The sequence below is a fragment of the Pseudomonas corrugata genome, assembly GCF_001269905.1.
In the GTDB taxonomy this organism is placed as follows: domain Bacteria; phylum Pseudomonadota; class Gammaproteobacteria; order Pseudomonadales; family Pseudomonadaceae; genus Aquipseudomonas; species Aquipseudomonas corrugata.
The window spans coordinates 985,271-1,005,827 of the sequence record NZ_LHVK01000003.1 but is presented as its reverse complement, the minus strand read 5'-3'; the positions used below and the strand labels follow the sequence as shown (position 1 = coordinate 1,005,827).

5 protein-coding genes are annotated in these 20,557 nt (G+C 65.3%); 2 read left to right on the top strand and 3 right to left on the bottom strand.

The window, feature by feature from the left end; genetic code table 11:
* Positions 1-6 precede the first annotated feature (6 nt).
* Positions 7-801, top strand: a complete 795-nt coding sequence (locus tag AD665_RS04700; RefSeq protein WP_024780234.1) for an AraC family transcriptional regulator — start codon at positions 7-9, stop codon at positions 799-801.
* 164 nt (positions 802-965) lie between these two features.
* Here AD665_RS04700 and AD665_RS04695 read toward each other — a convergent pair whose 3' ends face one another.
* From AD665_RS04695 to AD665_RS04685, 3 genes are all read right to left on the bottom strand, one after another.
* On the bottom strand, positions 966-1,577 hold the full coding sequence (locus AD665_RS04695) for an aspartyl/asparaginyl beta-hydroxylase domain-containing protein (protein ID WP_024780235.1): 612 nt from the start codon (positions 1,575-1,577) through the stop codon (positions 966-968).
* Positions 1,578-1,694: 117 nt separating this feature from the next.
* Positions 1,695-3,065 carry an MFS transporter gene (locus AD665_RS04690; RefSeq protein WP_024780236.1) on the bottom strand — a complete coding sequence of 457 codons (1,371 nt, stop codon included), beginning with the start codon at positions 3,063-3,065 and terminating at the stop codon, positions 1,695-1,697.
* On the bottom strand, positions 3,062-4,066 hold the full coding sequence (locus AD665_RS04685; RefSeq protein ID WP_024780237.1) for a cupin-like domain-containing protein: 1,005 nt from the start codon (positions 4,064-4,066) through the stop codon (positions 3,062-3,064). The genes AD665_RS04690 and AD665_RS04685 overlap by 4 nt, the downstream gene beginning before the upstream one ends.
* Positions 4,067-4,428: 362 nt before the next feature.
* On the opposite strand from AD665_RS04685, the gene AD665_RS04680 reads away from it, so the two are divergent.
* Positions 4,429-20,556 (top strand): non-ribosomal peptide synthetase, encoded by a 16,128-nt coding sequence (locus AD665_RS04680; protein WP_053191121.1) that lies wholly within the window; start codon positions 4,429-4,431, stop codon positions 20,554-20,556.
* Position 20,557 lies beyond the last annotated feature (1 nt).

Genomic DNA, 20,557 nt, shown 5'->3' with positions numbered 1-20,557 from the left:
TGCGCCATGGACGAGACGATTCGCTATGCGGTTGATCAATTCGAACTGGATAGCTTCGAGCAGCCCGCCGTCGCTCTGATGCTGGAGAGCCAGCGAAACGACACCGAATTTCCCGTGCACACCCATCGCAAGGGTCAACTGGTGGTGGCTTATCACGGGGGCATCGTATGCACCGTAGAGGATGGCGTCTGGATGGTGCCGTCGGGTTTTGGCGTATGGATTCCGGGCGGTATCGCCCATAGCAACCGGGTGACTGCCAACGGCAAGATCGGCTACTTGTTCGTCGAGCCCGGCGCCGCCGCTCTACCGGAGAAATGCTGCACGCTGGTGCTTTCCCCGTTGGTCCTTGAGTTGATCCTGCACCTGAGTGCCCAGGCCCAGGACTATACGCCCGCCTCTGTCAACGCACGCGTGGCAAGCGTACTCCTCGAACAATTGGCGCTTGCCCCCTCGGAACAGCTGTACCTGCCGCTTCCCGCCGCCACGCAATTGCGTTTCATCGCCCGCGGCTTGGCCCAGGACCCGTCGAATCGGTGCACCATGGCCCAGTGGGCACGCCAGGTCGCCATGAGCGAGCGGTCCCTGGCGCGCCTGGTCAAGAGCGAAACAGGGCTGACCTTTGGCCAATGGCGCAAGCAATGGCAAATCATCGTGGCATTGCAGAGTCTTGCCGAGGGTGAGTCGGTGCAACGAACCGCAGAAGCGCTCGGGTACGAGTCGGTCAGTTCGTTCATCAGCATGTTCCGCAAGACACTGGGCTCATCGCCGGCTCGTTACATCCGCAGCACCGCGATGCGTTAGCCGGAACCGCGCAAGCCAAGTGCGAACAAAGATGCGCCGTGATGCCAGGACGACGTTCCCCTTTCAAGGGAGAGTCCGCTCGCGATGACGTCGGTCCAGCCGGCGGTGATACCGGCTGGCACACCCTCTACGAGCAGACTTGGCCCCACTCAACCAGGTGAACCTCACGCCGCCATGTGCTTCTCGCGATAGAACTCAAGATAAAGCACAGTACGGTGAGCCCGGGAAGCGTTGACGGCGAAGTGATCGAGGGAGCCGTCGAAGATCACCAGGTTGCCGTTGGTGCTCTGGTTGAAGTTGCCATTGACGTTGAGGTAGGCATAGTTCTGGGTGGTCGGCGCATCGATGGTCAGTTGCATGTGCAACAGGCCTTCTTCCCAAGTGCCGGTGTGGGAGTGGGTGCCGAGAAAAACGTTGGGTTCCATGCGCAGCAAGGCACAGAGCTTGATGCCGGGGATCTTGCTCAGCAGGTCGATGGTCCCGGGCATGGCGGCGCGGGCATAGGGGATCGGGGTGTCATAGGCGACCAGGCCGTATTGGGTCCATTCCGGCATGACATCCATGTCATCACCCCAGCCCCAGAGCCAGCCATACTCACCGCCGGCCTCCATGTGCGCGGCCACTTCATCGACGATCTCGGTGATCGACTTGCCTACGCGGTTGATGGTCAGGGTCGGCGCATCGAGGGCCAGGAACTCCTCGCGGATCACTTCCCAGTTGTCGGCGAGGTTCTTGAGATGCGGAAAACGGCTGGAATCATAAAACGACGGGCGCATAGGAGCTCCTTTTGTTGAGGGTTGTCGATTCCGGTGGCGACGAGGGGCACAGCGGACCAGTCTGGGAAGGTTGACCCAGTGGGCCCGGCCTGTCTGTCACGGGAATCCGGTACAGCGTCACAGCGGGTCGACCTGCGGGCCGTCGGCCATCCGCACCACGGCCATTGGCGTGGGCGCCTCGTCCAGGCGACGCATCGGTGCGTAGAGCAGGACGCTCAGCGGCAGCAGCGCAAACAGCGCCCCGGCGACCACGAACAGCATCCCCACGCCACGTCCCGGCCCTGTTCCCAACCAGCGTCCAATCGAATCGGCGTACAGTCCGCCGGGCATCAGCGCCGGCTGGAACCAATGATCGACCAGGAAACCGCCGACGATGACGGCCAGGCTGGTGGCGGCAATGGTCAACATACTGATCAAGGCAAACACACTGGCGCGGCTGCCGGCGGGAATCCTGCGCATCCACAGCGCGTTCACGCTGGCATCGGCGATGCTCGCCATGGTGATCGCCACGAATGCCAAGGCGCAGTAGGCCACGGCCTGCGAGACCATCCCCAAGGCAACGACGCACCCCGCCAGCAACAGGTCGGCCACCGCCACCATCGCCATCAATCGGCGCGGATTGCCCATGGAAATCAACAACCCCGCACCGGCCAAACCGCCCAAGGCCGCCCAGGTATAGGCCATGCCCAGGACCTGGCTGCCCAGGGTCGACAACAGCAACGGCGTCATCATCAACGTCGCCAGGGCCAACAGCGCGCTGCGCATCATGGTGTACACCAGCAGCCCCGCCATCAGGCGTTCGGCGACGAAGAACTTCAGTGCCGCGGCGACGTTGCCCAGGGCACCGCCGAAGACCGTGCCCTTGGCCATCGCGTCGTGATGGGCCGCCGGCCGCCGCACGTGGGAAAACGCCTTGATCACCAACAGCGTGCCGGAGCAGAACGTCACCAGGTCTACCGCCAGGATCGTCACCAGTCCGGCCTTCGCCATGATCGCCCCCGCCAGCAGCGGCGCCACCAGGGCCGAAGCGTTCTTGCTGATGCTGATCAGTCCCGAGGCCCGGGTGAATTTATCCGGGGCGACAATCGTGCTGACAGCCGCCTGATACGCCGGCTTGCGGAAGGCGCTGACAATCGACGCCAGGCAATTGAAGATGTACAGGTGCAACGGCTCCAGGCGCTCGAACCAGAGCAACGCCATGACGCCCAACAGCAGCACCGCCAGGCTGACATCGCAACAGACAATGATGACCCGGTGGCTGATCCGGTCGGCCAGCCCTCCCGCCAGTGGCAGGAACAGCACCGCCGGCAAGGTGGCCGCCAGTACCACGTTGGCGAACGCCACCGCCGAACCGGTGTGGGTGTACACCCAGACGCCGAGGGCGAACTCCATCAGCGCCGTACCGATGACCGCCAGGGATTCGCCACACCAGAGGAAATAGAAACCCCGCCCCAGGTCGAAGCCCCTGCGATCGTTCACCAGGCTCATGTGCGCACATCGCGGGACGTGGCGACATCGATCAGCTTGCTCATCAGCCGATAGACCATGGAGTACGCCACCGCACCCACCACCAGGGGCGCATAGCGGGAAAACAGGTAGTTGCGCAACACGCGCCTGGCGATGGGCGAACTGATGTTGCCACTGACATGCAAAGGCGTCGGGAACGTGGCCGCGACCGTGGCGCCGAATGCGTCGTCCATGGACTGGACCGCATGCCACCAGTAGACCGGGATGTACAGCGCATCGCCCGGCTCCACCACCGTACGCAGGGCACGCAGGTCCCGCGTCCCGGGAAAACGCCCGGTATCGATGTCGTAAAGGTAGCCCGCTTCCTCGATTACCGGCCGCAACGCTCGCCAACTGGCTTCGTCCGGCGGCAGCAGCAGGACTTCCTTGGCCCCGACCACCTGGGCCATGAACGTTTCGTCGGTGACATGGAAATGCCAATCGGTGTAGGAGTTGCGGTACAGGAAACTGCGATGGGGAGGATAGGCCCGGGTCTTGCCCAGCTGAGGCATGAACGGCAGGCCACCGACGTCCTCCTTCAGCCGCTCGATGGCCGAACCTTCGGAGAAACGGCAACTGTCGGCCACCAGCGGCGAATCGCCCTCGCCCAGGCTGTCGAGGAACTCATGGAACGGCATGTCCCGGTAGACCGTGTTCGCATACTCGGTCAGCTCGGCCTTGACCTTGGGATTGGACCAGCCGATGACCTCCGAGACGATCTGCGAACGGACCACCACGGCACTGTTGTGGGAGTGGGTCTTGAGGTAGTCCAGGCGATTCCACTTGTGGAAGGCCGGCCAGTGCCGCACGGCATTCTTGATCAGGCAGGGCCGGTTGCGATTGACGTAGCGCCGGGTGAACTCCTCTTTGGAAATCGCCAGCGCGTCGATCACTTCGACCGCCCCTGCCTGCGGGTGATTGGGAAAACGGGACAGGCTCCAGAACTTGGAGACCGGACGCTCCGATTCGGCGATCAGTGGCATGTTCAACCCTCGCAAACTCACTCAGGTCGTTGGTATAACAGACTCGCGCGACCACGCCCAAGCGCCGCAAAGCCGCGTTTCCCGTCGTTGTCCCTGCTTCCCATGACAGACATCGGGAAGCGGATCCTCTAATTTTTTCCCACATTGTGAAGGGACATCAGGCGTGACCGGACGGCAGGACGGCCCATCGACAGCCGCACCACAGCCCCCCGACGCCCCCCTCGCATCAGGCGCCTGCCAACGGCCCCGATGTCCCTCTCCACGACTATTTGCATCCGCCGATTGGCAGTCGCCCAGGCCTTCATGCACCGCCATTCGAACGGAGACAAACCTCAATTGATTCTGCCTGCAGGTGCTCCGAAATGGATTCGTCGACCGAAATGCTGCCCACGCAAGACTGCGCCACCCACGAATTGGCCTCCGTCCAGCAGGGCATTTGGCTCGACCAGATCGCGCACCCGGACCTGCCCTACTACAACATTGGCATGTCTCTGGAGATCAAGGGCGAAATCGACATCCCGCTGTTCGAGAAAGCCATCGAGCTGGTCGCCAACAACCATGACGCCCTGCGACTGAGCTTCAGCCATGAGGGCGGCATCGGCCGCCAGCGGGTCCTGCCCGAGGTCAAGGTCAAGCTGGACATCGTCGAGTTTACCGAGGCCGAAGCCGATGCCGGATTGGCGATGGAGTACCTGCGTAACGCTTTCCGCCAGCCGTTCCCGGAGCTGACTGGTCAGCTTTGGGAAGCGCGCATGGTGCGTTGTGGCCCGAACCGTCACTATTGGCTCAACCGTTACCACCACCTGGTCACCGACGGTATCGGTGTGGCGCTGATCGGTCATGCCGTGGGCGCTGCCTACAACGGCTTGCTCGCCGGCAATGAGAAAGTCGCCGAAGGGCACTCCTATCTGTCGTTCCTGGAGGACGACCGCGCCTACCTGCAATCGTCACGCTACGAGCGCGACCGCGAGTTCTGGCAGGAAACCTACGCCCAGCTGCCACCGTCGCTGCTGCAACGCAGGGCCGACTTCAAGACCGGCCAGGCCAATGAACTGGCCCCCAGCGCCCAGGTCCAGGCGATGCTGCCACGGGCGCTCTACAATGCCCTGACGGAATTCGCCAGCGAGCGCAGTTTGTCGGTGGCCCATGTGCTGATCAGCGTGGTCGCCACGTATTTCTGCCGTACCGTGGGCGTCGATGAGATGGTCATCGGCATGCCCGTGCACAACCGCACCAACGCCCGCACCAAGGAAACCGCAGGAATGTTTTCCTCGGTGAGCCCGATTCGCCTGCCCGTCGACCTCGACGCCTCGCTGCTGGACCTGATGCACGCCGCCGGTGGCCAACTGCGCCGCTGCTACCGCCACCAGCGCTTCCCGATTGCCGAACTCAACCGCATCCTGCGCCTCGCGCAGGCCGGGCGCCGGCAGCTGTTCGACGTTTCACTGTCATTCGAAAGTCTGGATGGTGACGACCAGTTCGGCGGCACCTCATCCACCGTCATCACCATGGACAACGGCTACGAACAGACGCCGATGGCGATCTTCGTGCGTGATTACCACCCGTTCGAAGATGTGCATCTGGACTTCAACTTCAACACTGCCTACTACAGCGTGGAAGAAGCCCGTCTCCTGCAACAGCGCGTCGTCTCGATGCTCGAAGCGGTACTTGAGCAGCACGACACGCCAGTGGGCGACTACCCGCTGATGAGCGCGGCCGAACGTCAGCGCCTGCAAGTAGAGTTCAATGCCACTGCGCGAGAGTATCCGCGGGATGTGTTGATCCACACCCTGTTCGAACAGCAGGTCGAGCAACGTCCTCATGACTGTGCCGTGCGCGGCGACAGCGGGCCGCTACTCAGCTATGAACAGCTCAACCACCAGGCCAACCAACTCGCCCATCGCCTGATCGAACTCGGCGTGAAGCCGGATGCAAGAGTGGCTGTGTGCCTCAAGCGCAGCCCGGAGATGGTCGTCGCCCTGCTGGGCGTGCTCAAGGCCGGCGGCGCCTATGTGCCCATCGACCCGGACCTGCCGAGTGCGCGTCAGGCCTATATGCTCGAAGACAGTGCCCCCCGCGCTGTACTGAGCAGCCACGCCTTGCTGAACCCGTTGCCGCCATTGAATATCCCGGCGTTGGCGCTCGATGACGATGACCTCCTGAGCGCCCTTCCCACACACAATCCGGATTCGCAGGCGCTTGGCCTGACGCCGCAACACCTGGCCTACGTGCTCTACACCTCGGGCTCCACCGGTACCCCGAAAGGGGTGATGAACGAACACCTGGGCGTGGTCAATCGCTTGCTGTGGGCCCGGGACGAGTACGGTGTCGACGCCAGCGACCGGATCCTGCAAAAGACCCCGTTCGGTTTCGACGTGTCGGTCTGGGAATTCTTCCTGCCCTTGCTGGCCGGTGCCGAGCTGGTCATGGCCCGTCCCGGCGGCCATCAGGAACCGGCCTACCTGGCCCAGGTGATGCGCGAGGCGGGCATCACCATGCTGCACTTCGTGCCGTCGATGCTCGACCTGTTCCTGGAGCACCCCGACAACCGCGACTTCCCCGAACTGCGTCGGGTGCTATGCAGTGGCGAAGCCCTGCCCCGTGCCCTGCAACGGCGTTTCGAACGGCAACTGGCGGACGTTGAACTGCATAACCTCTACGGTCCGACCGAGGCGGCCATCGACGTGACCGCCTGGCACTGCCGCCCCAGCGATCCCGGCGAGAGCGTGCCCATCGGCAAACCGATTGCCAACATCCAGATGCACGTACTCGACGCCCGTGGCAGACCGCAACCGTTGGGTATCGCCGGGGAAATCCATATCGGCGGCATCGGCGTGGCGCGCGGTTACCTGAACCTGCCGCAACTGAGCGCCAAGAGCTTTATCGCCGACCCGTTCAGTAAGGCCCCGAACGCGCGCCTGTACAAGACCGGCGACCTCGGTCGCTGGCTCGCCAACGGCGCGCTGGAGTACCTGGGCCGCAATGACTTCCAGGTAAAGATCCGCGGCTTGCGCATCGAGATCGGCGAAGTCGAAGCCGCCCTGGCGCTGTGCCCCGGTGTCCGCGAGGTGGTGGTGATTGCCCGCGAAGACCATCCCGGCCAACCCGAGAGCAAGCGCCTGGTAGCCTATGTCTGCGGCGAACCGGTCCCTGCCGAACAGCTGCGCAACGCCCTGCTCAAGCATCTGCCCGAATACATGGTGCCCAGCGCGTTCGTGCACCTGGACGCCCTACCCCTCACCGCCAACGGCAAGCTCGATCGCCGCGCCCTGCCCGAGCCCGGCCTGGAAGCCCTCGCCAGCAAGGCCTACGAAGCGCCGCAAGGTGACACCGAAGTCGCCATCGCCGAGATCTGGAAAAACCTGCTGCACCTGGATCAGGTCGGCCGTCACGACGGCTTCCTCGAACTGGGCGGCCACTCCTTGCTCACCGTGCAGCTGCAAGCCCGCCTGCACCAGGACCTCGGTGCCGAGATCGACCTGCGCACCCTGTTCGCCCAGACCTCCCTGAGCGAACTGGCCCAACATGTCGAACAGGCCGGCCAATCGCGGCTCCAGGCGATTGCCGTGGTCTCTCGCGAACAGCCGCTGCCGCTGTCCCTGGCCCAGCAGCGCTTGTGGTTCCTCGATCAACTGGACCATGCCGCCAGCGTCGCCTACCACATGCCCGCCGCCCTGCACCTGGGCGGCAGCCTGGACCGCAACGCCTTGCAACGGGCCCTGGACCGCATCGTCGCCCGCCACGAAAGCCTGCGCACCACCTTCGAGCGCCAGGACGGCGAAGTGCGCCAACGCTTCGCCCCGGCCGACATCGGCTTCTCCCTGGTCGAGCACGACCTGCAAACCCTGGCCCCTGAGGCACGGCAACCGGCCGTCGAGCGACTGTCCCAGGAAGAAGCCCGCGCCGCATTCGACCTGAGCAGCGGCCCGCTGATTCGCGGACGTCTACTGCGCCTGGCAGAGGACGAGCACATCCTGCTGGTGACCCAGCATCACATCGTCTCCGACGGCTGGTCGGTGGCGGTGTTGATCGGTGAGTTCAATGCGCTGTACGCCGCGTTCAGCCAGGACCGCGAAGATCCGCTGCCGCCCCTGTCCCTGCAATACGCCGATTACGCCGCCTGGCAACAGCAGCATCTGCAAGGCGAACGCCTGCAAGCCCAGACACAATTCTGGAAGGAGCACCTCACCGGCGCCCCGGCACTGCTGGAACTGCCGGCCGACCATCCACGGCCCCAGGTGCAGAGCTACCAGGGCGCCGCACTGGCGCTGCAACTGCCCGCACCGCTGAGCGCGCGCCTGCGACGCTTCAGCCAGCAGCGCGGCCTGACCCCGTTCATGACCTTACTGGGGGCCTGGTCGATCCTGCTGTCGCGCCTGAGCAATCAGTCGGAGGTGGTGGTCGGCACGCCCGTCGCCAACCGTCCACGGCGTGAAACCGAAGCGCTGATCGGCTTCTTCGTCAACACCCTGGCCCTGCGCATCGACGTGCAGGCCGACAGCCCGGTCGAGCAGTTGCTCGAACGCATCAAGGCCACCACCCTCGACGCCTACGGCCATCAGGACCTGCCGTTCGAACAAGTGGTCGAAGCCCTGCAACCGGAGCGCAGCCTCGGTCATAGCCCGCTGTTCCAGGCCATGCTGGTGCTCGGCAACACGCCACAAGACCAGGCTTTGGAATTGCCGGGGTTGAGCCTGAGCCCACTGGCCCAGCCGACCGGCACTACCCAGTTCGATGTGAGCCTGTCCCTCAACGACGACGGCGAAACCATCAGCGGCCAGTTCGAATACGCCACCGACCTGTTCGACGAAAGCACCATCGCCCGTTGGGGCCAGCACCTGCTGCACTTGCTCGATGGGATGCTGGAGGACGCCACGCAGCCGGTGGCAACCCTGCCCTTGCTGGATAACCAACAACGCCGGCAACTGCTCGGCGGTTTCAACCAGACCCACGCGCCGTTTGCCGAAGGCCGACTGCTACAGGAATGGTTCGAGCAGCATGTACAGGCACGCCCCCAGGCCATCGCTGTGCAGGCCGACGAGGTCAGTCTCAGCTATGCCGAACTCAACACCCGGGCCAACCGCATCGCCCATCGCCTGATCGCCGCAGGCTTGCGCCCCGATGAGCGGGTCGCCTTGCTGGTGGAGCGCAGCCCGGAAATGATCATCGGCATCCTGGCCATTCTCAAGGCCGGCGGCGCCTACGTGCCGCTGGACCCGAACTATCCGCAGGACCGCTTGCAGCACATGCTCGACGACAGCACGCCGCGGGTCCTGCTCACCCAGGGTTACCTGATCGAAACCATGGCCGAACAACTGCCGGCGCTGCACATGCCGCAGCTGTTGCTCGACGATCCGGCTGACGGGGACGACAGCAACCCAAGGGTCGAGGGCCTGACCTCCCGGCACTTGGCCTACGTCATGTACACCTCCGGCTCCACCGGCAAGCCGAAAGGCGTGATGCTCGAACACCGCTCGGTGTGCAACCAGATCGGTGCCTTGCAGGAACGCTACGGCCTCAACCGCCAGGATCGCATCCTGCAATTCGCCACCATGACCTTCGACATGTCGGTGGAAGAGATCTTTGGCGCCTTGCTGTCCGGCGCCACCCTGGTACTGCGCAGCGATGCCTGGATCGCCGGCACCGCTGCCTTCGCCGCGCTTTGCGAGCAGCATGCAATCAGCGTCGCCAACCTGCCGACCGTGTTCTGGCAACAGGTCGCCCGAGACGCCCATGTCGCCCTGCCCGTTTGCCTGCGTCAGTTCATGATCGGTGGCGAAGCGGTGGGCAAGCAGGCCGTGAGCCAGTGGTTCGCCCGCGCCGGCCATCGCCCGGCGCTGTTCAATGCCTACGGCCCGACCGAAGCCACGGTCAACGCCTCGATCCGCCGCATGGAAAGCGAGCACGACGATTTCCGTTCCATCGGCAAGCCGCTGCGCAACACTCAACTGCACGTGCTGGATGCGCTCGGCAACCTGGTCCCCATGGGCGTCGCCGGGGAAATTCACATCGGCGGCGTCGGTGTCGCTCGCGGCTACCTCAATCGCCACGAGCTGACCGCCGAGCGTTTCATCGCCGACCCGTTCAGCACCGATCCGGACGCACGCCTGTACAAGACCGGCGACCTTGGCCGCTGGTGCGCCGACGGCACCCTGCAGTACCTGGGACGCAACGACGATCAGGTGAAGATCCGCGGTTTCCGCGTGGAACTGGGGGAGATCGAAGCCGTGCTTGCCGGGTGCGCCGGTGTCCGCGAAGCGGTGGTGGTCGCCCAGGAAAGCAAACCGGGTCAATCCGACAGCAAGCGCCTGATCGCCTACCTGTGCGGTGAGCCGGTACCGGTGGAGCAACTGCGTGCCGCGCTGCTGGCGGCGCTGCCGGAGTACATGGTGCCGAGCGCCTTCGTCCAGCTTGAAGCGTTGCCGCTGACCCCCAACGGCAAACTCGACCGCCGCGCCCTGCCCGCGCCGGGCATTGAGGCATTCGCCAGCCGAGCCTACGAGGCACCACGAGGCGAGATCGAACAGATCGTTGCGAACATCTGGCAAGACCTGCTGGACATCGACAAGGTAGGTCGTCATGACCGCTTCTTCGAACTCGGCGGGCATTCGCTGCTGGCCGTGAGCCTGATCGACCGCTTGCGCCAGCATGGCCTGAGCGCCAGCGTGCGCACCGTGTTCACCGCTCCCAGCGTGCGGGAAATGGCCCAGGCCTTGAGCCGCAGCAATGAAACGCCGTTCCTCGCCCCAGCCAATCGGATTCCGGACGGCTGCACTGCCCTGACCCCCGACATGTTGCCCCTGGTGGAACTGACCGAGGCCCAGCTTCAACGCATCGTCGCCGCCGTACCGGGCGGGGCCGCCAATATCCAGGACATCTACCCGCTGGCCCCGTTGCAGCAAGGCATCCTGTTCCATCATCTGCTGGGACACGAAGGCGATGCGTACCTGGTCCGCTCGCTGATCGAATTCGACAGCCACGCGCGTCTCGAAGCCTTTATCGGTGCCTTGCAGCAGGTGATCGACCGCCACGACATCCTGCGCAGCGCCGTGCATTGGGTCGGCCAGCCGCAGCCGGTACAGGTGGTGCAACGCCAGGCCACGCTGCCGCTGCAGCACATCGCCCTGGCCGCCGATGAAGACCCGCGCGCTCAACTGGAGCGTTTGAGCGACCCCCGGCATCTGCGCCTGGACTTGCAGCAAGCACCGCTGATGCGCGCCTGCGTCGCCCGGGTTCCGCACTCCGAACGCTGCTTGCTGGCCCTGCTCGACCACCACATGATCAGCGATCATGTGTCCCTGGGCATCGTCCTCGAAGAAGTCCAAACCCTGTTGCAAGGCCAGGGCGACAGCCTGCCGCCGCCGATGCCTTATCGGGAATTCGTCGCACAGGTCCTCGCAACATCGCCTCAGACCCATGAAGCCTATTTCAGCCAACGCCTGGGCGCTGTCGACGAACCCACCGCACCGTTCGGTGTGCTGGATGTCCAGGGTGACGGCAGCCAAGTCGCAGAAACCAGCGTGCGCCTCGATCCGGCCCTGAGCCAGCGGATACGCGCCCAATCCCGTGCGGCCAGCGTCACGCCAGCCGTGCTGTTCCACATCGCCTGGGCCCAGGTGCTCGGACGCTGCACCGACCGTGACGATGTGGTGTTCGGCACCGTGGTCGCCGGCCGCCTGCAAGGCTCGGTGGGCGCCGACCGGGCGCTGGGGGTGTTCATCAATACCTTGCCGGTGCGGGTCCGACTGGCCGGGTTCGGGGTGGCCGCGCTGGTGGACGAAACCTACCGCGACCTCAGCGAACTGCTGAACCATGAACAGGCCTCCCTGGCCCTGGCTCAACGTTGCAGTGGCGTCGGCCCCGGCCTGCCGCTGTTCACCACACTGCTCAACTACCGCCATCAGACCGACGGCGGTTCGCTGGCCAATGCCGATCAGGTCCTGGCCTGGGACGGTGTGCGCTTCCTGAGCAACGAAGCCCGCACCAATTATCCGATCGAAGTGGCCGTGGCAGATGAAGGCGATGACTTCTCCGTGACCGCCCAGTCCATCACCGGCATCGATCCGCAACACATCGCCGCCTACCTGGGCCAGGCCGTGGCCGCCCTGGTGGACGCTCTGGAGCAATCCCCCGGACGCCTCGCCAGCAGCCTCGACGTGGTGCCCGCCAGCGAACGCCAATTGCTGCTCGAAGACTTCAACCGCACCGCCAGCGATTTCGGCGCGGCGCAACCAATCCACCAGTTGTTCGAAGCCCAGGTGCACGCCAATCCCGACGCCGTGGCCCTGGTCTGCGAAGAGCGCCAGCTGAGCTATCGCCAGCTCAATCGTCGCGCCAACCACCTGGCCCGGCAGTTGCTCGCCCTCGGCGTGCAACCCGATCAGCGCGTGGCCATCTGCGCCGAGCGCAGCCTGGAGATGATCGTTGGCCTCTTGGGCGTGCTCAAGGCCGGTGCCGCCTACGTGCCCATCGACCCGGCGCACCCGGCCGAGCGCATGGCCTTCATGCTCCAGGACAGCCAACCCCAGGCGTTGTTGACCCAGTCGGCGCTGTCCCTGCCGTCCGGGGAACTGCCGGTGTTGTTGCTGGACATCGTGGAGTCGTTGCAAGCAGCGGACGATTCAGCTTTCGACAGCAACCCACAAGTACCGGGCCTGACTGCGGAACACCTGGCCTACGTGATCTACACCTCCGGTTCCACCGGCCAGTCCAAGGGCGTAATGGTCGAGCACCGTTCGGTGTTCAACTTCTGGCACGTGCTGACCCGCACCACCCATCAGCACTGCCCGACCCCAGCCACCGTGGCCCTGAACGCCGGGTTCTTCTTCGACATGTCGATCAAGGGCATCTCGCAGTTGTTCTCCGGCCATCGCCTGGTGATCATCCCGCAACTGATCCGCGCCAGCGGCAGCGAGTTGCTGGACTTCCTCGAACAGCATCAGGTGCATGCCTTCGACTCCACGCCATCGCAGCTCGACACCCTGCTCGCCGCCGGCCTGCTGGAGCGCCAGAGCTACCAGCCGGTGAGCGTGCTGCTCGGTGGCGAAGCGATCAACGCCGCCACCTGGGAGAAATTGCGTAACTGCCAGAGCATTCGTTTCTACAACATGTACGGCCCCACCGAGTGCACGGTGGACGCCACCATCGACCTGATCCGCGACCTGGGTGAGCGCCCGAGCATCGGCCGACCGTTCGCCAACGTCCAGGTCCACGTGCTGGATGCGCGGGGTGAGCCGGCACCGTTGGGGGTGGCCGGGGAAATCCATATCGGCGGTGTCGGTGTGGCCCGGGGTTACCTGAACCGGCCGGAGCTGAGCGCCGAGCGTTTCATCGCCGATCCGTTCAGCAGTGAGCCGAGCGCCCGCCTGTACAAGACCGGCGACCTCGGTCGTTGGATGGCCGATGGCACGCTCGAATACCTGGGCCGCAACGACTTCCAGGTGAAGATCCGCGGCTTCCGTATCGAGTTGGGTGAGATCGAGAACGTGCTGCTCAGTTGTGCCGGGGTCACCGAAGCCGTGGTCATTGCCCGAGACGACAATCGCCTGGTGGCCTACCTGTGTGGCGAACCGACCAGTGCCGAGCACCTGCGCAGCACCTTGCTCAAGCACTTGCCCGAATACATGGTGCCCAGCGCCTTCGTGCACCTGGACGCCCTACCCCTCACCGCCAACGGCAAGCTCGATCGCCGCGCCCTGCCCGAGCCCGGCCTGGAAGCCCTCGCCAGCAAGGCCTACGAAGCGCCGCAAGGTGACACCGAAGTCGCCATTGCCGAGATCTGGAAAAACCTGCTGCACCTGGATCAGGTCGGCCGTCACGACGGCTTCCTCGAACTGGGCGGCCACTCCCTGCTCACCGTGCAGTTGCAAGCCCGCCTGCACCAGGACCTCGGCGCCGAGATCGACCTGCGCACCCTGTTCGCCCAAACCTCCCTGAGCGAACTGGCCCAACACGTCGAACAGGCCGGCCAGTCCCGGCTCCAGGCGATTGCCGTGGTCTCTCGCGAGCAACCGCTGCCGCTGTCCCTGGCCCAGCAGCGCTTGTGGTTCCTCGATCAACTGGACCATGCCGCCAGCGTCGCCTACCACATGCCTGCCGCCCTGCACCTGCGTGGCAGCCTGGACCGCCAGGTCTTGCAGCGGGCCCTGGACCGCATCGTCGCCCGCCACGAAAGCCTGCGCACCACCTTCGAGCGCCAGGACGGCGAAGTGCGCCAGCGTTTCGCCCCGGCGGACATCGGCTTCGCCCTGGTCGAGCACGACCTGCAAACCCTGGCCCCTGAGGCACGGCAACCGGCCGTCGAGCGACTGTCCCAGGAAGAAGCCCGCGCCGCATTCGACCTGAGCAGCGGCCCGCTGATTCGCGGACGTCTACTGCGCCTGGCCGAGGACGAGCACATCCTGCTGGTGACCCAGCATCACATCGTCTCCGACGGCTGGTCGGTGGCGGTGTTGATCGGTGAGTTCAATGCGCTGTACGCCGCGTTCAGCCAGGACCGCGAAGATCCGCTGCCGCCCCTGTCCCTGCAATACGCCGATTACGCCGCCTGGCAACAGCAGCATCTGCAAGGCGAACGCCTGCAAGCCCAGACACAATTCTGGAAGGAGCACCTCACCGGCGCCCCGGCACTGCTGGAACTGCCGGCCGACCATCCACGGCCCCAGGTGCAGAGCTACCAGGGCGCCGCACTGGCGCTGCAACTGCCCGCACCATTGAGCGCGCGCCTGCGGCGCTTCAGCCAGGAGCGCGGCCTGACCCCGTTCATGACCCTGCTGGGAGCCTGGTCGATCCTGCTGTCGCGCCTGAGCAATCAGTCGGAGGTGGTGGTCGGCACGCCCGTCGCCAACCGTCCACGGCGTGAAACCGAAGCGCTGATCGGCTTCTTCGTCAACACCCTGGCCCTGCGCATCGACGTGCAGGCCGATAGCCCGGTCGAGCAGTTGCTCGAACGCATCAAAGCCACCACCCTCGACGCCTACGGCCATCAGGACCTGCCGTTCGAACAAGTGGTCGAAGCCTTGCAACCGGAGCGCAGCCTCGGTCATAGCCCGCTGTTCCAGGCCATGCTGGTGCTCGGCAACACGCCACAGGACCAGGCCCTGGCACTGCCGGGCTTGAACCTGAGCCCGTTGCCGCAACCGACCGGCACCACCCAGTTCGATGTGAGCCTGTCCCTCAACGACGACGGCGAAACCATCAGCGGCCAGTTCGAATACGCCACCGACCTGTTCGACGAAAGCACCATCGCCCGTTGGGGCCAGCACCTGCTGCACCTGCTCGACGGGATGCTGGAGGACGCCACGCAGCCGGTGGCAACGCTGCCGTTGCTGGATGACGCGCAACGCCGGCAACTGCTGGAGACGTTCAACCCTGCCCCCGTCAGCCTGGATGAAAGCCCGAGTCGCTTCCCCCACGCCGTGTTCGCCGCACAGGCAAGTCGGACGCCGGATGCAGTGGCGCTGGTCGGTGCCGGGCAAACCCTGAGCTACGCCGAACTCAATGCCCAGGCCAATCGCGTGGCCCACGGTTTGATCGCCCTGGGCGTGCGGCCCGACGACACCGTCGGCCTCTGTGCACGTCGCAGCCCGGAGATGGTCATCGGCCTGCTGGGTATCCTCAAGGCCGGGGCGGCCTATGTGCCGCTGGACCCGCAATACCCGGCGCAACGCCTGAGCCACATGCTCGCCGACAGCGCACCGCGGGCCCTGGTGCGCCAGCAAGGCCTGGACGAACTACCGGTGCCCCAGGGCCTGGCCACCCTCGAACTGGGCAGCCCGGCGCTGCTGGAGCAACCGGCCCATGATCCGCAAGTGAGCGAACTGAATGTGGGCCACCTGGCCTACGTGATCTACACCTCCGGCTCCACCGGTTTGCCCAAGGGCGTTATGGTCGAACATCGCGGCCTGCGCAACCTGCTGGACTGGTACCTCGACGACCTGGCCTTCCATGCCGGCGATGCGGTGCTGCTGGCCTCGTCCTATAACTTCGACCTGACCCAGAAGAACATCCTCGCCCCGCTGATGGTCGGCGCCTCGTTGCACCTGGCCGAAGAACCGTTCAACCCGGGCGCCATCGTCGCCCAGGTCGCCGAGGCCGGGATTACCCACCTCAACATGTCCCCCAGCGCCTTCCACGCCCTGGTGGATGCCGACCGGCACGCGGCACTGGCCTGTCTGAAACGGGTGGTGCTGGGCGGCGAGCCGATCCAGGTCGCCATGCTGGAAAAACTGCCGCTGCCACGGCCGGCGATCATCAACAGCTACGGGCCGACCGAATGCAGCGACGTAGTCGCCTGGTACACCGCCGACACCGACCTCGCCACCTACCGGACCCGCCCGATCCCCATCGGCCGACCGATCCGCAACATGCAATTGCATGTGCTCGACAACCACGGCCAGTTGCTGCCCCTGGGCGTGCCCGGCGAGATCCACATCGGCGGTGTCGGTGTGGCGCGGGGTTACCTCAACCTGCCGCAACTCAGCGCCGAACGCTTCATTGACGACCCGTTCAGCGAGCGCGCCGGTGCCCGCCTGTACAAGACCGGCGACATTGGCCGCTGGTTGCCCGACGGCACCCTGCAATACCTGGGACGTAACGACGATCAGGTGAAAATCCGTGGTCTGCGGGTCGAGTTGGGCGAAATCGAAGCTGCCCTCGCCGCCCTTGCCGGGGTCCGCGAAGCGGCCGTCATCGCCCGTGACCACCAGAGCGGCAAACGCCTGGTGGCCTACCTGTGCGGCGAACCGGCGGCCGCCACGCAATTGCGTGCCGAACTCCTGGGCCGCCTGCCCGAGCACATGGTGCCCAGCGCCTTCGTGGTGCTCGACGCCCTGCCACTCACCCCCAACGGCAAGCTGGACCGTCGCGCCCTGCCCGAACCGGATCAGGACGCCTACGCCAGCCAGGCCTACGAGGCACCGCAAGGCACGGTGGAGCGGACCATCGCCGATATCTGGCAACAGCTGCTGGGCCTTGAGCAGGTCGGCCGCCACGACGGGTTCTTCGAACTGGGCGGCCATTCGCTGATGGCGGTCAGCCTGATCGAACGCCTGCGCGAACATGGCCTGAACGCCGACGTGCGCAGCGTCTTCGGCGCACCGACCCTGCGGGACCTTGCCTCGGCCCTGACCGACACCACCAATACGGCCTTCCAGGCCCCGGCCAACCGGATTCCGGCCGATTGCACCAGCCTGACGCCGGACATGTTGCCCCTGGTGGATCTGACGGTGGACCAGCTCGAACGCATCGTCGCTGCGGTCCCTGGCGGCGCCGCGAACATCCAGGACATCTATCCTCTGGCCCCGTTGCAGCAAGGCATCCTGTTCCATCACTTGCTCGGACACGAAGGCGACGCCTATCTGGTCCGCTCGCTGCTCGAGTTCGACGACCGCCAGCGCCTCGATGCCTTTATCGGCGCCTTGCAGCAGGTGATCGATCGCCATGACATCCTGCGCACCTGCGTGCAGTGGGACGGCTTGCCCCAGGCGGTGCAAGTGGTGCAACGCCAGGCCCGCCTGCCGGTGCACAGCGTCACCCTGGACAGTCACCAGGACCCGCTCAGTCAACTCCAAGCCCTGAGCGACCCACGGCAACTGCGCCTGGATCTTCGCCAGGCACCGCTGATGCGGGCCTGCATCGCCCGGGCTCCGCGCTCCGAACGCTGGGTGCTGGCGCTGCTCAATCACCACATGGCGAGCGACCACGTCACCCTGGAAATCGTCCTGGAAGAAATCCACGCCATCCTCCACGGACAAGGCGACAGCCTGGGCACACCGCAGCCTTATCGCGACTTCATCGCCCAGACCCAGGCCACGCCGGCCCAGGTCCACGAGGCCTACTTCAGCCGCCGGCTGGCGGATGTCGATGCGCCCACCGCGCCCTTCGACCTGCTCGAAGTACAAGGGGATGGCAATCACATCGAAGAGGCCAGCGTACAACTGAGCCTTGAACTCAACCTGCGCCTGCGGGCCCAGGCCAGGGAACGGGGCATCACCCCGGCGGCGCTGTTCCATGTGGCCTGGGCGCAAGTGCTGGCCCGCTGCACCGGGCGCGACGACGTGGTGTTCGGCACCGTGGTCGCCGGTCGTCTGCAAGGCTCGGCGGGGGCCGAACGGGCCCTGGGGGTGTTCATCAACACCTTGCCGGTGCGGGTGCAACTGGCCGGCGCTGGCGCCAACGACAAGGTCCTGGCGACCCATCGCGACCTGATCGAACTGCTGGCCCACGAACAGGCCTCCCTGGCCCTGGCCCAACGTTGCAGCGACGTGCCCAGCGCTTTGCCGCTGTTCACCACCCTGCTCAACTATCGACACCAGCGCGACGACAGCCAACTGCAATGGCCGGGCATGCGCATCCTCAACAGCGCCGAGCGCACCAACTACCCGCTGACCCTGTCGGTCAACGACTATGGCGATGCCCTGGGGCTGACGGTACAGAGCGTCCGGGCAGTGGACCCACAACGCATCTGTGCGCTGATGCAACGGGCCCTGGAACAACTGACCCAGGCCTTGATGTACACGCCACGGATTCCACTCACGCAACTGGACGTGCTGCCGCCCCAGGAACGCAGCCTGCTGCTGGAGACCTTCAACCAGACCCGCGAGGACTACCCGACACACCTGTGCATCCAGCATCTGTTCGAAGAGCAGGTGCTCCGCACACCGGACGCCTGTGCCCTGGTCGACGCTCGGCAAGCCTTCACTTATGCCGAGCTCAATGCCCAAGCCAATCGCCTGGCCCATCACTTGATCGCCACCGGGGTTCAACCGGGGGATCTGGTGGCGATCTGCGTTGAACGCAGCGCGGCGATGATCAGCGGCCTGCTGGGCATTCTCAAGGCCGGCGGCGCCTACGTGCCACTGGACCCGAGCTACCCGGCCGACCGCCTGGCGTCAATTGTCGAGGATGCTCGGCCGCGCCTGCTGCTGGCCGATCCGGTCGGTCGCGCAGCCGTCGGCACACTGCAGGAAGGCACCCGCTACCTGGCCATCGAACAGGCCCTGACGGCGCAGACGAGTACCCGCGATCCGCGCTGGGATGCCACCGGCCTGACCCCGGCGCACCTGGCTTATGTGATCTACACCTCCGGCTCCACCGGCAAACCCAAGGGGGTGATGATCGAACATCGCAACCTGGTTGCTTCGACGCTGGCCAGGCGCACGGTGTATGGGCCATCGATCGACAAGCGCTTCCTGTTGCTCTCGTCGATTGCCTTCGACAGCTCCGTGGCAGGGATCTTCGGCACGTTGATCAGCGGCGGCACCTTGTGCGTTCCGGCGGCCGAAGCCGCTCGCGATCCGCAAGCCATTGCCCGCTTCATCGGCGAACAGGCCATCACTTCACTGCTGTGCGTGCCGTCCCTGGGCCGTCTGGTGTTGGCGAGTCTTGCCAGCGAAAACGGACACGGCTGCCTGCGGGAGATGATCGTCGCCGGCGAAGCCTGCCCGGCGCAATTGGTACAGGAATGTGCGGGCCTGGAACCGGCCATCGCCTTGTACAACGAGTACGGTCCCACCGAAGCCACCGTCTGGGCCACGGTGCATCGCTGCAGCGCCCAGGACCAGGGCACGGTGCCAATCGGTCGTGCCATCCCGAACAGCCGCCTGTACGTGCTCGACGAACAGGGCCGGCCGGCACCACTCGGCGTGCCGGGTGAACTGTACGTGGGGGGCGCGGGCGTCGCCCGGGGCTACCTGGACCGTGCGCAACTGAACGCCGAACACTTCCTCGCCGACCCGTTCAGCCCGGACGAGGAGGCGCGGATGTACCGCACCGGCGACCTGGTGCGCATGCGCGCCGATGGCGTACTCGACTTCCTCGGACGCAACGACCAGCAGGTCAAGATCCGCGGTTTCCGCATCGAGCCCGGCGAAATCGAAGCCCTGATGCTGACCCTGCCGGGGGTGCGCGAGGCGGCCGTCATCGCTCGCGAAGACAGCCCCGGGGCCCTGCGCCTGGTGGCCTACCTGAGCGTCGAGCCGCACCTGGCCGGCCGCAATGCCAGCAGCACCTTGCGCCCGTACCTGACCTCGCAGTTGCCGGACTACATGGTCCCGGCGGCGTTCGTGGTGGTCGAACAACTGCCGTTGAGCCCCAACGGCAAGCTCGACCGCCGCGCCCTGCCCGCGCCTCGCAGCGAGGACTTCGCCTACCGCGAGTACGAAGCCCCCAACGGCGAAACCGAAGAACTGCTGGCGCAGATCTGGGCCGAGCTGCTGGGCCTGGAGCGGATCGGTCGGCACGACGATTTCTTCGAGCTTGGCGGCCATTCGCTGCTGGCGGTGCAAGTCACCCTGCGGGCACGAGAAACCTTCGCCGTCGAAGTGCCCCTCAGGAGCCTGTTCGAACACCCGTCGCTGCTGGCACTGGCCGACCTGATCAACACCCTGCAACTGGCCCAGTACGAGTCGGATGAATTGATGGACCTGCAACAAGAAATGGCTTCGCTGTCTGAAAGCGAACTGCTCGCTATCGTCTCCAAGGATGCTTAAC

Excerpts from the sequence above, each read along its gene's own strand:
- AD665_RS04690 (WP_024780236.1), bottom strand. The coding sequence starts at position 3,065 with ATGAGCCTGGTGAACGATCGCAGGGGCTTCGACCTGGGGCGGGGTTTC.
- AD665_RS04700 (WP_024780234.1), top strand. The coding sequence starts at position 7 with ATGGACGAGACGATTCGCTATGCGGTTGATCAATTCGAACTGGATAGC.
- AD665_RS04680 (WP_053191121.1), top strand. The coding sequence starts at position 4,429 with ATGGATTCGTCGACCGAAATGCTGCCCACGCAAGACTGCGCCACCCAC.
- AD665_RS04695 (WP_024780235.1), bottom strand. The coding sequence starts at position 1,577 with ATGCGCCCGTCGTTTTATGATTCCAGCCGTTTTCCGCATCTCAAGAAC.
- AD665_RS04685 (WP_024780237.1), bottom strand. The coding sequence starts at position 4,066 with ATGCCACTGATCGCCGAATCGGAGCGTCCGGTCTCCAAGTTCTGGAGC.